The following is a 13,653-nucleotide window of genomic DNA, read 5'->3' on the forward strand; positions in this document are numbered from 1 at the left end:
TAATATCCTGTTAGTCTTCTGACGGACCATTATTTTTCGAGCGAAAAAAGGAAAAATGGGAGGCGTGCCTCCCATTAAATTAGGTTGCTGTATATTAACGACGACCGAAACCGAACAGACCACCCAGGAAGCCGCCCAGCAGGCCACCCAGTGAGTTAGCCGCATTGGAAACGGTGTTCAGGCTGGCTTCGATAACCTGGCCGATACCCTGACCCAGGGCAGTACCAGCTTCAGTTGCTTTAGTGCCGGAATCGTTGCATGCATCAACAATCTTACCGATACCTAATCCCAGAGCAGCACCTGCGTCAGCAATAATGCCAGCACCAGATACTTCTTCTACCTCGTGACGGTTTAGTTCACGCATATTAAGAATCCTTATAAAAATAGAAGACGATAAAGAAAAAGACCAACCAGCAGCAGATACTTAGAATAGGAGTAAACGCCGCTGCATCGCTGTCAATTTCGGTAAATATGCTAATAATTTGGAATGACAGCGTCAATGAAATAGGGTCATAATCAGACAATCCGCCGAAAAATTCTAGGGCAATGAAATAAAAGGAGTTTTTTTAGCGCAAAAATGTCCGGAAATAATAAGAAGAAATAACTAAATAAATATTTAAAAGCCTCACTATTTATTAAGCAATATTTTTATTTATCTAAGTAACCACTGAAACTGAAGGAGGGATGTTTCTTAATTCAGGTAAGTCACTCAACCAAACATCGCCATGATTTCCGCTGGCGAACGCTGGTTTTTCAATAAATTCCGCATTGTTTTCATATAAGGCGCGCAGTGGGTAAAGAAGTCGCGATACCCGGCACACAGCACGCTTTTGCCATCCGGCGTCCGGTGCTTCGGGCAGTCGCCATGGCAAAAACGCAGCACGGAACACCCCTGGCAGGAAAGCGGGAGCGCCGCGCGTTTATGTTCGGCAAACGCCGATACCGCCGCCGAGCGGTTCAGCGCAGAAATTGTCGTTTGATGCACGTTGCCCAATAAATATTGCGGGTACACATAGTGATCGCACTGATACAGATCACCATTGGCTTCAAGTGCAAAAGCATGACCGCACGTTTCACTGAAGACGCACATCTGCGCCGGGTAGCCGCACCATACCCCGAGTACCGAATCGAAAATTTGCACGAAAACCCGGCCGACATCCTGCCGAACCCAGCGTTGAAACACGCGGCAAAGAAACGCCCCCCAGGCCTCTCCCGTCACGGAATCAATACGCAGTTGCCCCCGGTCGTCTTGTTCCACCAGCGGAATGAACTGAATGAACGGCGTGCCGAGACGCTTCAGGTAATCATAAAGCGCCTCCGGCTCCCGGCAATTATGCGCGTTGACCACCACCAGCAGGTTGAAATCGATACGCTGCGCCTTCAGGCGCGCGATCGCTCCGACAACCCGGTGATGGGTCGGCTTACCGCTGCGCGTCACACGGTAGTGATCGTGCGCAGCCGCCGGGCCATCCAGCGAGAGACCGACCAACCAGCCATGCTGTTGCAGAAAGTCACACCACGCATCGTCAAGCAGCGTGCCGTTGGTTTGCAATGTGTTCTGAATGCGTTTCCCGGCCGCATGGCGCTGCTGGAACTGTATTGCGCGGCGAAAGAAGGCCAGCCCGGCCAGCGTCGGTTCGCCGCCCTGCCAGGCAAACTCCACCACGTCGCCCGGTTGGGCGGCGATGTGCTGGCGCACGAACGCTTCCAGCGTCGCGTCATCCATCAGGGTATGGCGGGGTTTTTCCAGATAAAAACAGTAGCGGCATGCCAAATTGCAGCGTGAACCGGCAGGCTTGGCCATCACATGGCAGCCGGTCATGATGCGTTTCCCGTAAGCTGCAACAAACGCCAAAAGTGCGAAGCGGCGAACAGCGCCGCCAGCGTACAAACCGCCAGCGCGATCAGCAGCTTGCTCACCACTGAGCGCGGCAGGGAAAAGTCGCTGACGGCGATATCCATCAGGTTACGCCGGCGCACATAGCTCAGCGTGACGCCGGCAATCAACGCAACTACCGCCAGCGACGGCAACAGCAACTCGCCCGCCCGGTCCCAGGCATGGCGCGACGCAAACGCCAGCAGCGTTCCATACCCCAGCAACGTCCGCAACCAGGCCAACGAGGTCCGTTCCGGTTGCAGGCCGGGGTCGGCCATACGACGCGCCCGGCGGCTATCCGGCATACAACACCATCCCGATAACCGCCGCCGCGACCAACGCCATTGTCAGGCTGATGAACAATAATCCGCGCGTATAGGGCAGGTCTTGCTTCAGTCGCATCGCCCGCTCGTTACGCAGCCAGCGCAGATAACCCCCCAGCGCCAGCAGACCCGCCAACAGGCACAACAGCAGGGCCAGCACCTCGCGGATAACCGGCGTCGCCAGATTCGGCGCCAGCTGATCCAGCCCGACGCCGGCCGCCAGAAAGCCCAGCGCGGTGCGGATCCAGGCCAAAAACGTGCGCTCATTCGCCAACGAGAAGCGGTAATCGGGGGCTTCCCCTACACGGGATATTTTCATTATTTTTCTCTGACCATCAGAACTTCTGCTTTTTCTCTTCAACCTTCACGCCGTGGGTCGGCAAACCGGTGTCATAGTCACGCACCACCGGCGAATAGTCGTCCTCCGGACGCGGGCGGAATGCCCCCATCCAGCGGGGCTGCGCCTGCGGACGCCACGGGCGGCACGACCACTGATACGTACGGAAAGGATCGCGGATATGGTCCATGTAGTCCAGCAGCGCATCATGCATCGCGTCACGTTCGGCGGCGTAGCGCGGGTCGTCAATCAGATTGCGCAGCTCAGCCGGATCTTCATGGCGGTCATAAAGCTCGTCGCTGGTAAACAGGTTAAGCACCAGCTTAAAGCGATCCGTCACCCAACAACGTACCGGAATAAAGCCGCCAAAACTGTCATGCTCGATTTCATAACGGTTGAACTCCACCATCACGCCGCGATCGTCTGAGGCGCTGAGGATATCCCCGCCCGGCAAAATATCCGGCTGATGAATACCGGCCAGCTTCATCATGGTCGGCAGCACGTCAACATGACTGACCGGCGCGTCAACCTGCTCAGGCTTCGCCTGACCGAGCGGCGGGCGGAAAATCAGCGGAATGCGGGTAATGTCGTCATACATTGCCGCCCCCTTGCTGATCAACCGGTGCGCGCCCATCATTTCACCGTGATCGGAGGTATAAATCACCCAGGTATTCGCCTGCTGTTCCGGCGTTAACGCCGCAACCACCCGGCCAATCTGGTCATCGACGAAGTCATTGCAGGCAAAATAGAGCGGATGGTGATAAAGCCCGTCCTCCCCAACCGGCGAGGGCATCGCCTCCGCCCACAGGCGGTGATGAACCGGCTTACCGCTCAGATCATCATGCGCCTTCGCGCCCAGGTCGTAATAAAAATCCTGATACTTTTCAAGATACTCCGGCGGACAGGTAAAAGGATGGTGCGGCTCGTCATACGACACCACCATCAGGAAAGGCTCTTGCGCCCGCTCCGGACGATGCAGGAAGTCGATGGCCCGGTTACTGATCCGGTGCGCCCAGGTAAAGGTTTCGTCGATCTGGTTTGCGCGCAAATCCTCTACGCTGTTCAGGCCATTGCGCCACAGGCCGATCTCACTCTCATCCAGCTCCGCCAGATAGTTGGCGCCGTCATACCAGAACTCCGCATCCCACTCCGGCGGGCAGACGCCGGTGCCGAAGTAGTCATGTCCGTCAAGGTGCCACTTCCCGATATAGCAGGTGTGATAACCGGCATCGCGGAAGTAACGCCCCATGGTGGAGATGTTTTTGCCCGGCGCTACGTTATTGGTCCAGGGGCCGGACTGGTTGGAATAGATGCCGGTAAACAACCCGGCCCGCGCCGGCGTACAGACCGGCGCACAGGTATAAGCGGAGTTAAAACGCACCCCTTCCCCGGCCAGTTCGTCAATATGGCGGGTATTCAGCGGTTTCCCGCTGTAACACCCCACCATATTCGTCGCCTGGGTGTCGGTCATGATCAGCAGAAAGTTAGGACGTGTCATTATCTCTCCTCAACGTCGGAAGCATAGGTAACCGATGCGGCGCGGCGCTCGCGCCAGCCGCTGTAAATCAGGTAAATCACCACGGCGGCCACGATCAGGTAACACACCGCCGCCACCAGGCCGGTAGCGTAACCACCGAACTGCGCCAGCCCGGCATACACGCCGATCATGGCGAACAGCACGCCGACGGACGCGATTTTCGCGTTACGCCAGGGGTTCATATCCACGGCGAAGGCGTCCTGGAAGCGGAACGGCGTCTCACGCGGTTTCAGCCAGCCGATGGTCAGCATCACGACCACGTTGATGCAGAACGTGAAGAACAGGACGTAGAGAAAATGGAAGTCGAAATCCACCAGGTAGTTGATCACGATGTAGCTGCAAATGCCGAACAGCAGCGCCGCTTTGGCCGCCATCGCCGGAATGCGCGGGAAGAAGAAGCCCATAATAACGATGGTCACCAGCGGAACGTTGTAAATACCGTTCAACTGTTTCATCCAGGAATAAAGCCCCTGCGGCGCGTTGGCGATCCACGGCGCCACCAGCACGGAGATCAATGCCAGCCCCAGCCCGAACCAACGCCCCACGCGCACCAGCTTCTGTGAGTCCGCCTTTTGGTTAATCAGACGGTTGTAAATCCCGAGGCTGAACAAAGTACTGGCGCTGTTCAGGAAGCCATTAAAGGTACTGATGATGGCCCCGAACAGTACCGCGCCGAAGAAGCCGACCAGCGGCGTAGGCATCACGGTGTTCACCAGCGTCGGGTAAGCCATGTCGGCCTTCGGCAAATCCTGGAACAGGTGGAAGGCAATCAGGCCCGGCAACACCAGAATCAGCGGGTCCAGCATCTTCAGCACGGCGGTCAGCAACGCGCCCTTCTGCCCTTCAGACAGGCTTTTCGACGCCAGCGTACGCTGCACGATGCCCTGGTTGGTGCACCAGTAGAACGTATTCACCAGAATCAGCCCGGTCAGCGCCGCGCCGATCGGCACCGGATCGCTGCTGCCGCCGATGGAGTTCAGCTTATCGGCATGCACGGTGGTGAGTTGCTCAACGCCGCGCAGGAAGTTGCCGCCGCCCATCGCCATCAGGCCGAAAACCGGCACCATCAGCCCGCCAATCACCAGGCCGATGCCATTAATCACGTCGGCGACGGCGATCGCCTTCAGCCCGCCCAGCACCGCATACATCATGCCGGCGAACCCCAGCAGGATCACCATCACCCACATCGCCGTTCCCTGCGAAATGCCCAGCGATTCGCCGACGTGGAACAGGCTGTTGAGCGCCAGCGCGCCGGAGTAAAGCACGATAGGCAGAAAACAGATGCCGGTGGCGATCAGGAAGCAGCAGTCCACCACGATGCGCGTCGTTTTGTCGTAGCGTTCTTCAATGAAATCGGGAATGGTGGCGATGCCGCGTTGCAGATATTTCGGCAGGAAAATCAATGCCAGAAAGATCAACGGGATCGCCGAAATCACTTCCCAGGCCATAACCGACATCCCGCTGCGGTAGGCCTGCCCGCTTAAGCCCACCAGTTGTTCGGTGGACAGGTTGGTTAACATCAGCGACGCAGCAATCACCGGCGCCTTTAACGAACGCCCTGCCAGAAAGTATCCCTGTTGCGATTGCGTGTCCGTTTTACGCAGCTTCCACCAGGTAATAACCGCCACCAACAGCGTGAAAGCAAAAAAGCTCACTATTTGTTGAATATTCATCTCATTGCCCTTTTTATCATTATGCTCCGCGGCAATAGGGGTACAGAAGGTATTAATCCGGAATGGAGCGCAGGCTTGTTTGAAATCCCAAAATGCACGTGTCGTTTTCCCGGTGAGATAAATTTCTGGTAACGTCTCTTTTCCGGGACAGCTGCATCATTCTCCGCCGGGGAAAGTAAATGAATGGAAAAAGTGTTATTTCGCATGTAAAAAACGAAACTACCTACAATATTCCGCTGGTTCTTGACGAAAATGTGATCTCAAGCGGCATCACGCTAATCTCGCTGTGGCACACGCTGGCGGATGAAAGCTATCGGGTATTCTGGCCCCGGGATAAAAAGAAACCGCTGATCGCCAGTTCCTGGGTAGTGGTTTATACCGTTCAGGGCGGCGGTAAAATGTTATTAAAGGATAAGTCCGAAATTACCCTGAACGGGAATTGCGTCATATTTTTAAAACCAACGGATATTGTTTCTTATCATTGTGAGGGATTGATTTGGGAACAATATTGGATGGAGTTTATTCCCACCGGCGCGATGGAAATTCCGTTATCCCAGATGGCGGTTATTCACAACGGCGATCTTTTCAATAAAGAGCTGGCTGACGTAGAAACGCTGATTTGCAGTAAAGAGCCACTGGAAAATAATCTGGCGGTGGCGTTTCTGGCAAAGATGATTTATCAGTGGATCTGTCTCATCGGACAAAATGGCTCCAGGGCACGGCAGCTGATTCAGATTGAAAAGCTGCTTTCCGCCATTCACGCCGATCTGCAACGCCGCTGGACCGTCGCGGAAATGGCGCAACAGATGCAGTGCAGCGAGCAGTATCTGCGCCGCCTGTTTTTGCGTTATACCGGAAAGTCACCGAAGGAATATTACCTGGACGCCCGCCTGGAGCTGGCGCAGTCGCTGCTGCGACAGGAGCGCCACAGCGTCAGCCAGGTTGCCGATATGCTGAATTTTTTCGATATTTTCCATTTCAGTAAAGCGTTCAAGCAGAAATTCGGCTATTCACCCTCATCATTAATCACGAAGCGGTAGCGCATTTGTTGCAATGACGGAAAAATCGCGCCCAGGTCTGTGCAACGGACCGTAGCGCCCGTCCGTTTCTTCGCTTCATAATGCGGCAGGGCATTATTACGGGAGAATCATTTATGCAAACCGTCACGCTGGCAGGGCAGGAAGTACCGGCAATCGGCATGGGAAGCTGGCATCTCGGAGTGGGGCGCCGCTCCGGGCAGGAGGAAATCGCGGCATTACAGGCCGGGCTGGATGCCGGGCTGAAGCTGATCGACACGGCGGAAATGTACGGCGACGGCACCTCCGAAACGTTGATCGGTCAGGCTATCCGCAGGCGGCGCGATGCGGTGTTTCTGGTGTCTAAAGTCTATCCGTTCCACGCCGGCGGGAAAGCGCTGGAGCAAGCCTGCAATGCTTCGCTGGCCCGTCTGGGCGTGGAATACCTGGATCTCTACCTGTTGCACTGGCCGGGCTCCGTTCCGCTGGAAGAGACGCTGGCCGGCTTCGAACGGCTGCAATCCGCGGGAAAAATCCGCGCCTGGGGAATTTCCAACTTCGACACCGACGAAATGGAAACGGTGCTGGCGCTGAAGGGTGGCGAGCAATGCGCCACCAATCAGGTGCTCTATCACCCCGCCAGCCGGGGAATCGAATACGATTTGCTGCCGGCCTGCCGGCGCCATCACATGCCGGTGATGGCCTATGCGCCGCTGGGCAGCGGTAACCGGTTGCTGAAACATCCGCTGCTGACGGAAATCGGCGATGCCTGCGGCGTTTCCGCGGCAACGGTGGCGCTGGCCTGGGCGATTCGCAGGCAGGGAGAGGTGATTGCGATTCCGGAATCCGGAGACGTGAAGCATACGCTGGCGAACGCGGCGGCCTGCCGGTTGACGCTGGACGAGCAGATGCTGGCGCAGATTGACCGGGCATTTCCGGCCCCGGCGAGAAAGATGCCGCTGGATATCCTGTGAGGAGGCGGGACGGGTTTCCGCCGCGCAAATTCTCAGGCAGCCGGATGCTGCATAGCGTAGCGATCCCCCCCGATCGCTGACCAGCGCATTTCCGCATGCGTGGCCGGTCTGTTTTTGTGTTTGATGATGTCAGCCATTACGGATAACGCGATTTCCGCCGGCGTTTTGCTGCCGATATCCAGGCCGATCGGCGCATGGATGCGGGTCAGTTCTTCCTCACCGAATTCCGCGATGCGCACCAACCGTTCGCGCCGGCGGGCGCTGTTGGATTCGGACCCCATCGCACCGATGTAAAACGCCGGAGTGTGTACGGCTTCCATCAGGGTCAGATCATCCATGCGGGCGTCATGGGTCAGGGCGACGATGGCGGTGCGGTTGTGGCAGCCTTCCTTTTCCAGGTAGTCGGCCGGGAACGCAGGGATAACGCGGACATTTTCCGCCACGACCATCTGCCGCCGCACCTCTTCGCGCGGTTCGCATAAGATGACCTCAAACCCCATCGCGCTGGCAAACTGCATGCAATACTGCGCCACGGGAGAATAGCCGGCGACGAACAGGCACGGAGAGGCCGCGATTTTTATCGCAATGTCAGGATAGCGGCAGTCAATCTGATTAAGCGAGAAGAACGGGATGGTGCTGAGCGCGCGGCAGGCGCCGGGCAGCGTGATTTCCTTGAGCAACGCCCGGTGGCCGATAAACCCGTCCAGCAACGTATTCAGATAGTCCAGGGTCGCCCTGCCCGCGGGCAAGTACTCCACCAAAATATCCAGCACGCCGCCGCAGGGCAGGCGCATATCCGGCTCGAAACCGCCGTCGCCATAACGCACGACCTGACTTGGCGCCAGCCACATCCCCTGCGTAATCTGGCGCAGGAAGCTCTCTTCCACACAACCACCGGAGAGCGATCCGCAATAGTTGCCGTCCTGCGTGGCGGCGAGCAAAGCGCCCGGCGAACGCGGCGAAGATCCCCATGTTTTCAACACGGTACACAGCCAAACCGGCTGAAACTCCGCCCATTGCTTCGCGCTGGAAAGCACCTGAATATCCAGTGACTGCGCAGAAAAAGCCATAATCCCCCCGGAATAAACCCCGCAGAACTGCCCGCGACGGCTGCCCGTCCTTAATCCGCAGCCCTGAACGCGCAGGGCGGGAATGAACGCCGCCCCGCAATCGCTTTACGCCTCAAACTCCAGTTTTCCCGGGAACGGAATCTCCCGGTACGCTTTCCCGGTCGCCTTCAGCAACGCCCCCGCCAGCGCCGGCGCTACCACCGCCGTTGCGGTTTCGCCACAGCCCTGGGGCGGGCGGTCGCTTTCCACGAACACCACCTCGACCTCCGGCATTTCGTCCAGCCGCAGCATGCCGTAAACGTCGAAGTTGCCTTCCACCACGTGACCCTCTTTAAAATGCAGCTGGCTGTGCAGCGCGCCGCTCAGCGCAAAGCCGATCCCGCCTTCCGTGTTCAGGCGCACCAGGTTCGGGTTCACCACCTTGCCGCAGTCAATGCCGCACACTGCGCGCGTGACGCGGAACGTGTCGCCGGTCACTTCGATTTCAATCACCAGCGCCATGTAGGTGGTAAACGCATCATCACGCCCGATCCAGATATTCACCGCCATTCCCCGGTAATGGTTCGCCGGCAGCGGTTCGGACCAACGCGCCGCTTTCGCCGTCGCGTCCAGCACCCTCACCATTTCCGGCGTGTCTTTCATCAGGTTGCGACGGTATTCCCAGGCGTCGATCCCGGCTTTATGACTGAGTTCGTTAATAAAACTTTCCATACAGAACAGGCTGGCTACGCTGCCGACACCGCGCAGGAAGCTCAGGGAAAGCGGCTGTACGACATCGCCGCACTCCACCTTCAGCGCCGGCACTTCATAGCGCGTGTTGTAAACGCACTCGGCCATGGTTTCATCCCAGCCGCCGTTTTTCTCCACCCGTTCCGGGCGCATCTGGCTGAACAACCCCTGGCCGGCATAACGCGCCCAGAGCGCCTGTGGATAGCCGTCATCGCCCAGCACCGCCCGGTAGTGCCCCATCTCGCCGGGGCGGTAATATTCGTGCTGGATATCGATTTCGCGCGGATAAATCACCTTTACCGGCTTACCGGTCGCCTTAGAGGCCAGCGCGGCATGCATTACCGGATCAGGCAGGTACTTACGCCCGAAGCTGCCGCCCAGGAACGTGGTGTGAACGATGACGTCCTCCGGCTTGCGTTTGAACATCGCCCCCAGCACCACGCGCACCAGATCCTGCCCCTGGAACGGCCCCCAGGCGGTAATCTTGTCGTCCTCCACGAAACAGGTGCCGTTGCAGGGCTCCATGGTGGCGTGGGCGAGGTAGCCGATTTTGTACGTCGCGTCATGGTAAGCCGGTGTTTCCTTACCGGCCTGAATCAGCGCAGGCGCATCGCCGCGCGTGGTGGCCGTCACCATGTCGCCGTCGGTCAGCATGGCCCGGTTGTCATTGTCGATCGACGCCGTGGAGAAGGTATCCTTCGGCCCTTTCTGAAACTCAACGTCCAGCAGGTCGGCAGCTTTTTTCGCCTGCCAATAATGGTGCGCCACCACGATAACGGTATTGGGCGACATGTCATGATCGTGCTTCATCATGTTCAGCATCGACCACTGGCGGGTTATCACCAGATCCACGATACCGGGCAACGCGCGGATCTGCGCTTCGTTACGGATGCGGATCACCTTGCCATTCTGACACGGCACCATCCAGGGCACGCCGATGAGCATGTCAGGTACGGTAACGTCAATGCCGAAAATAGCCCGGCCATCCACCTTCAGCGGCGTATCGATACGCGCCACTTCCGCGCCGATTAAGCCTTGTTTCTTCTCCTCCGCTGCCGTTTTCAGCACCGGAGATAAGGAAAGCGGGATTTGCTTCGCGTAATGCAGCAGCTCATGGTAGGCCAGCTTTTTCCCCGTCTGGCTGTCAATGACGAAGCCGCGCTCAGTGGTGCAGCGCGCCAGCGGGATATCCCACTCCGCTGCTGCGGCCTGAAGGAAAAAGACCCTGGCCTGCGCCCCGGCCAGCCGGGTACGTTCGTAAAACTTGGTCATGGAGGTCGATGCCGCTACGAACTGGGCGAAGTCCTCGCCGCCGGCAACCTGACGGTAGGCGTCGCGGCCGGTCACGAATTTCACGCTGACCTTTTCCCAGTCCGCATCCATCTCTGCGGCGACCACTTCGGCCAGACCGGTATAAATGCCCTGCCCAACCTCGCATTGCGACACGCCGATAACGATGTCCCCCTGCGGGCCGATCCAAATCCAGTCGTTCAGCTCATACTGATCGTCCGGCGGGGTAAATGACTGCGACACAATCGCCGCGTAGCTTTTCGACGCCAGCGGCAGCAGCAGGGAAACCACCGCCACGGCGCTGCCCTGTAAAAAACGTCTTCTGGAAAGCGGCATGGTTAACTCCTCTCCTGTTCCGGCGTCATCGTCTGACTGGCGCGGCGAATTGCGCCCTTAATGCGGTGATAGGTGGCACAGCGACACAGGTTGGTGATTTGCCTGAAAATCTGCTGTTCGTCCGGGCGCGGGTTTTGCGCCAGTACGGCGCTGACCGTCATGATCATGCCTGACTGGCAGTAGCCGCACTGCGGCACGTCCTCGTCGATCCACGCCTGCTGTACCGGATGACGGCGTTCTTCCGCCAATCCTTCAATGGTGGTGACGCTGCGCCCCTCAACCAGCTTGAGGGGGTAGCTGCACGAGCGCACCGCCTCGCCGTCGACGTGCACCGTGCAGGCTCCGCAGGCGCCGATACCGCAGCTAAACTTAGTGCCGGTAAGGCCGAAGTTTTCCCGGATAACCCAAAGCAGCGGGGTATCCGGCTCGCCGTCAAAACTGGCGGGTTTTCCGTTCAGGTTAAATTTCATCATGGCCTCACTTATTTCTTGCCGGGCGTTTTCTTAGCCAGAGCGCCAGTCCGCCCAGCACGATGACGATCGCAATACCGTATGCCCAGGGCAGCAGGCGGATAATCAGCGGCGCTTCCCCGCCGTTGCGCTGCGAAGCGACGAACGCTTCCGTTACGTTCAGCGCCGGATTTCCGAAGCGCTGGGCGATGTAGTTAGTTAAATCCGCAATTTGTCCGTCATTCAGCGTGTGGCGGAAGCCGGGCATCGTGATGGGCGTGAACGGGCCCTGACGGTTCACGCCGTCGAGGATGACCATCACCATGTTGTCGGCGCGCAGGCTGCCGGTGGTGCTGTTATGGGTCAGCGACGGGAAGTGATCGGCGTACGCCCCTTCGCCCTGCAGGCGGTGGCAGGTCGCGCAGGCGCTGGCATACAGCTTTTGGCCGGCATCGAGATTCGCGGCGCTCTCAGCCCGATCGCCGGGGCCGTGCTGCCAGGCGGCGCGTTCTTCCGCGGCGTTACGTACCGGTGGGATCTGGCGCAGGTAGGTCACCATGTCCTGTAAATCTTTGTCAGACATTGAGGAGAGGCTGTATTCCACGGCCTCCCCCATGCCGCCGGCCGCCGCGCCTTTGCCCTGCACGTGGCCCGTTTTGAGGTACTGGGTCAGCTCGGCGTCGCTCCAGCCGCCGAGGCCGCTGATTTTGTCCTGGGTGATGTTGGGCGCGAACCAGCCGCCGAGGCTGCCGCCGGTGAAGCGTTGATCGCTGTCTTCCGCCATCAGGAAATTACGCGGGCTGTGGCAAACGGAGCAGTGCCCCAGTACATCCACCAGGTAGTAACCATTTTTCAGTGCGTCGCTGTTGAGCGCCGTAACGGGCTGCGGTTGCTCGCGGTAAAGCATGTTCCAGAACCACATCGTTTGGCGAACGGAGAACGGGAAAGCCAGTTTGGTTGCCGCAACCGGCTGTTCAACCGGTGCTACGCCGTTCATGAAGTAAACGTACAGCGCGTGCAGATCGGACTCAGTCATGCCGCGGTAGGCGGTGTAAGGCATGGCCGGATAAAGGTAGCTGCCGTCGCGGCGCACGCCGTCAACCAGCGCGCGTTTGAAGTCGGCTTCGCTGTATTGCCCGATGCCGTATTTAACCGCCGGCGTAATATTGGGGCCGATGATTTCTCCCATCGGCGACGCCAACGGCAGGCCGCCGGCGTAGTCCGGCCCGCCGGCCTGAGGGCTGCGGTGGCAGGCATTACAGTCCGCCGCCGTCGCCAGGTACTCGCCCCGCAGCATCGTGGCCCGATCGACGCCCTGAGGCAGTGGGGCGCTGCTGGCCGCAAATGCGAGCAAAATCATGCTGGCAGCGACAAACGAAACAACACGGGGTGACGTTATCATTTTATGTCTCCGCAGGTATCTTCCGACGCCGGAAGGCTTTCCGGTGTCGCATCGCCATACAGAATCTTGACGGCTTCCGTGCGAATAGCGGCCAGCGTCTCAATGAATCCGACCAGTTGCTCCTCACTCACGTTCGCCAACAGCCTGGTACGCACGCTTTGCGCGGCGATGTCCAACTGCGCCAGCACCTTGTGCCCGGCCGGCGTCATCGAAACGCCCTTGGCGCGCTTGTCTTCGATATCCACGCTTTTGGTGATGAGGTCGTTCTCTTCAAGAAATTTGAGCGCGCGGGAAATAGTGGAAACTTCGCTGTGGAGGTGGCTGACGATCATCTTCAGGTTGCAGCCGTCCCCTAATTCCGCGATGGCGCTGAGCGCCAGCCAGTGCGGACGGTTGAGGTACGTAAACGGAACCGACTTTTCCATGGCCGCTTGCCACAGGCGGTTGGTGACGTCCAGGTGAATGCCGAGCGGGCAGGGGCGGTTGGTGGGTTTCGTCATGGCGAGGTCCTAATTTATTTGCATTTGCAAACAAATTAGATCTTGGAAAACATTTTTGCAACAAAACTTAAACAACATTATGAGGCGGATCAAAGATTCTGAGATGAACGAAGATCCATTTACCTACAATCTGAGAAGACG

General features: G+C 58.2%; 13 protein-coding genes. 2 read left to right on the forward strand and 11 right to left on the reverse strand.

What is annotated here, in order from left to right:
• Positions 1–94 precede the first annotated feature (94 nt).
• The 6 genes from C8D90_RS08860 to C8D90_RS08885 form a co-directional block, all read right to left on the reverse strand.
• Positions 95–364: a hypothetical protein gene (locus tag C8D90_RS08860; RefSeq protein ID WP_115458078.1), complete on the reverse strand. Its 270-nt coding sequence runs from the start codon at positions 362–364 to the stop codon at positions 95–97.
• A gap of 345 nt (positions 365–709) precedes the next feature.
• A complete protein-coding gene (locus C8D90_RS08865) occupies positions 710–1,822 on the reverse strand; it encodes an anaerobic sulfatase maturase (RefSeq protein ID WP_162844382.1) in 1,113 nt (370 codons plus the stop codon).
• Entirely contained in the window at positions 1,819–2,181 is a 363-nt protein-coding gene (locus C8D90_RS08870; RefSeq protein WP_115458079.1) for a DUF202 domain-containing protein, read from the reverse strand. The genes C8D90_RS08865 and C8D90_RS08870 overlap by 4 nt, the downstream gene beginning before the upstream one ends.
• Positions 2,171–2,518, reverse strand: coding sequence for a YidH family protein (locus C8D90_RS08875; RefSeq protein ID WP_115458080.1), 348 nt, complete (start codon positions 2,516–2,518; stop codon positions 2,171–2,173). The genes C8D90_RS08870 and C8D90_RS08875 overlap by 11 nt, the downstream gene beginning before the upstream one ends.
• Positions 2,519–2,534: 16 nt before the next feature.
• Entirely contained in the window at positions 2,535–4,034 is a 1,500-nt protein-coding gene (locus C8D90_RS08880; protein ID WP_115458081.1) for a sulfatase-like hydrolase/transferase, read from the reverse strand.
• The gene (locus C8D90_RS08885; protein ID WP_115458082.1) at positions 4,034–5,746 is read right to left on the reverse strand and encodes a solute:sodium symporter family transporter; all 1,713 of its coding nucleotides are present in this window, start codon (positions 5,744–5,746) and stop codon (positions 4,034–4,036) included. The genes C8D90_RS08880 and C8D90_RS08885 overlap by 1 nt, the downstream gene beginning before the upstream one ends.
• A 179-nt stretch (positions 5,747–5,925) precedes the next feature.
• Here C8D90_RS08885 and C8D90_RS08890 point away from each other — a divergent pair, with 179 nt between their 5' ends.
• Both C8D90_RS08890 and C8D90_RS08895 read left to right on the forward strand, forming a co-directional pair.
• Entirely contained in the window at positions 5,926–6,786 is an 861-nt protein-coding gene (locus C8D90_RS08890; protein ID WP_115458083.1) for a helix-turn-helix transcriptional regulator, read from the forward strand.
• A gap of 113 nt (positions 6,787–6,899) precedes the next feature.
• Positions 6,900–7,736, forward strand: a complete 837-nt coding sequence (locus tag C8D90_RS08895; protein WP_115458194.1) for an aldo/keto reductase — start codon at positions 6,900–6,902, stop codon at positions 7,734–7,736.
• Between the two features lie 32 nt (positions 7,737–7,768).
• On the opposite strand, the gene C8D90_RS08900 is transcribed toward C8D90_RS08895, so the two are convergent.
• From C8D90_RS08900 to C8D90_RS08920, 5 genes are all read right to left on the reverse strand, one after another.
• Complete coding sequence (locus C8D90_RS08900) at positions 7,769–8,806, reverse strand: XdhC family protein (RefSeq protein WP_115458084.1); 1,038 nt, start codon at positions 8,804–8,806, stop codon at positions 7,769–7,771.
• Between the two features lie 105 nt (positions 8,807–8,911).
• A complete protein-coding gene (locus C8D90_RS08905) occupies positions 8,912–11,161 on the reverse strand; it encodes a xanthine dehydrogenase family protein molybdopterin-binding subunit (protein ID WP_115458085.1) in 2,250 nt (749 codons plus the stop codon).
• A 2-nt stretch (positions 11,162–11,163) separates the two neighbouring features.
• Entirely contained in the window at positions 11,164–11,634 is a 471-nt protein-coding gene (locus tag C8D90_RS08910; RefSeq protein ID WP_196238492.1) for a (2Fe-2S)-binding protein, read from the reverse strand.
• Positions 11,635–11,638: 4 nt separating this feature from the next.
• A complete protein-coding gene (locus C8D90_RS08915) occupies positions 11,639–13,012 on the reverse strand; it encodes a c-type cytochrome (protein WP_230472988.1) in 1,374 nt (457 codons plus the stop codon).
• Positions 13,009–13,512, reverse strand: coding sequence for a MarR family winged helix-turn-helix transcriptional regulator (locus C8D90_RS08920; protein ID WP_115458086.1), 504 nt, complete (start codon positions 13,510–13,512; stop codon positions 13,009–13,011). The genes C8D90_RS08915 and C8D90_RS08920 overlap by 4 nt, the downstream gene beginning before the upstream one ends.
• Positions 13,513–13,653: the final 141 nt, after the last annotated feature.

This window comes from Enterobacillus tribolii (assembly GCF_003363015.1).
GTDB lineage: Bacteria > Pseudomonadota > Gammaproteobacteria > Enterobacterales > Enterobacteriaceae > Enterobacillus > Enterobacillus tribolii.

Coding starts and splice junctions, on each gene's coding strand:
- C8D90_RS08880 (WP_115458081.1), bottom strand. CDS start 4,034: ATGACACGTCCTAACTTTCTGCTGATCATGACCGACACCCAGGCGACG.
- C8D90_RS08905 (WP_115458085.1), bottom strand. CDS start 11,161: ATGCCGCTTTCCAGAAGACGTTTTTTACAGGGCAGCGCCGTGGCGGTG.
- C8D90_RS08865 (WP_162844382.1), bottom strand. CDS start 1,822: ATGACCGGCTGCCATGTGATGGCCAAGCCTGCCGGTTCACGCTGCAAT.
- C8D90_RS08920 (WP_115458086.1), bottom strand. CDS start 13,512: ATGACGAAACCCACCAACCGCCCCTGCCCGCTCGGCATTCACCTGGAC.
- C8D90_RS08870 (WP_115458079.1), bottom strand. CDS start 2,181: ATGCCGGATAGCCGCCGGGCGCGTCGTATGGCCGACCCCGGCCTGCAA.
- C8D90_RS08860 (WP_115458078.1), bottom strand. CDS start 364: ATGCGTGAACTAAACCGTCACGAGGTAGAAGAAGTATCTGGTGCTGGC.
- C8D90_RS08875 (WP_115458080.1), bottom strand. CDS start 2,518: ATGAAAATATCCCGTGTAGGGGAAGCCCCCGATTACCGCTTCTCGTTG.
- C8D90_RS08900 (WP_115458084.1), bottom strand. CDS start 8,806: ATGGCTTTTTCTGCGCAGTCACTGGATATTCAGGTGCTTTCCAGCGCG.
- C8D90_RS08890 (WP_115458083.1), top strand. CDS start 5,926: ATGAATGGAAAAAGTGTTATTTCGCATGTAAAAAACGAAACTACCTAC.
- C8D90_RS08895 (WP_115458194.1), top strand. CDS start 6,900: ATGCAAACCGTCACGCTGGCAGGGCAGGAAGTACCGGCAATCGGCATG.
- C8D90_RS08885 (WP_115458082.1), bottom strand. CDS start 5,746: ATGAATATTCAACAAATAGTGAGCTTTTTTGCTTTCACGCTGTTGGTG.
- C8D90_RS08910 (WP_196238492.1), bottom strand. CDS start 11,634: ATGATGAAATTTAACCTGAACGGAAAACCCGCCAGTTTTGACGGCGAG.
- C8D90_RS08915 (WP_230472988.1), bottom strand. CDS start 13,012: ATGATAACGTCACCCCGTGTTGTTTCGTTTGTCGCTGCCAGCATGATT.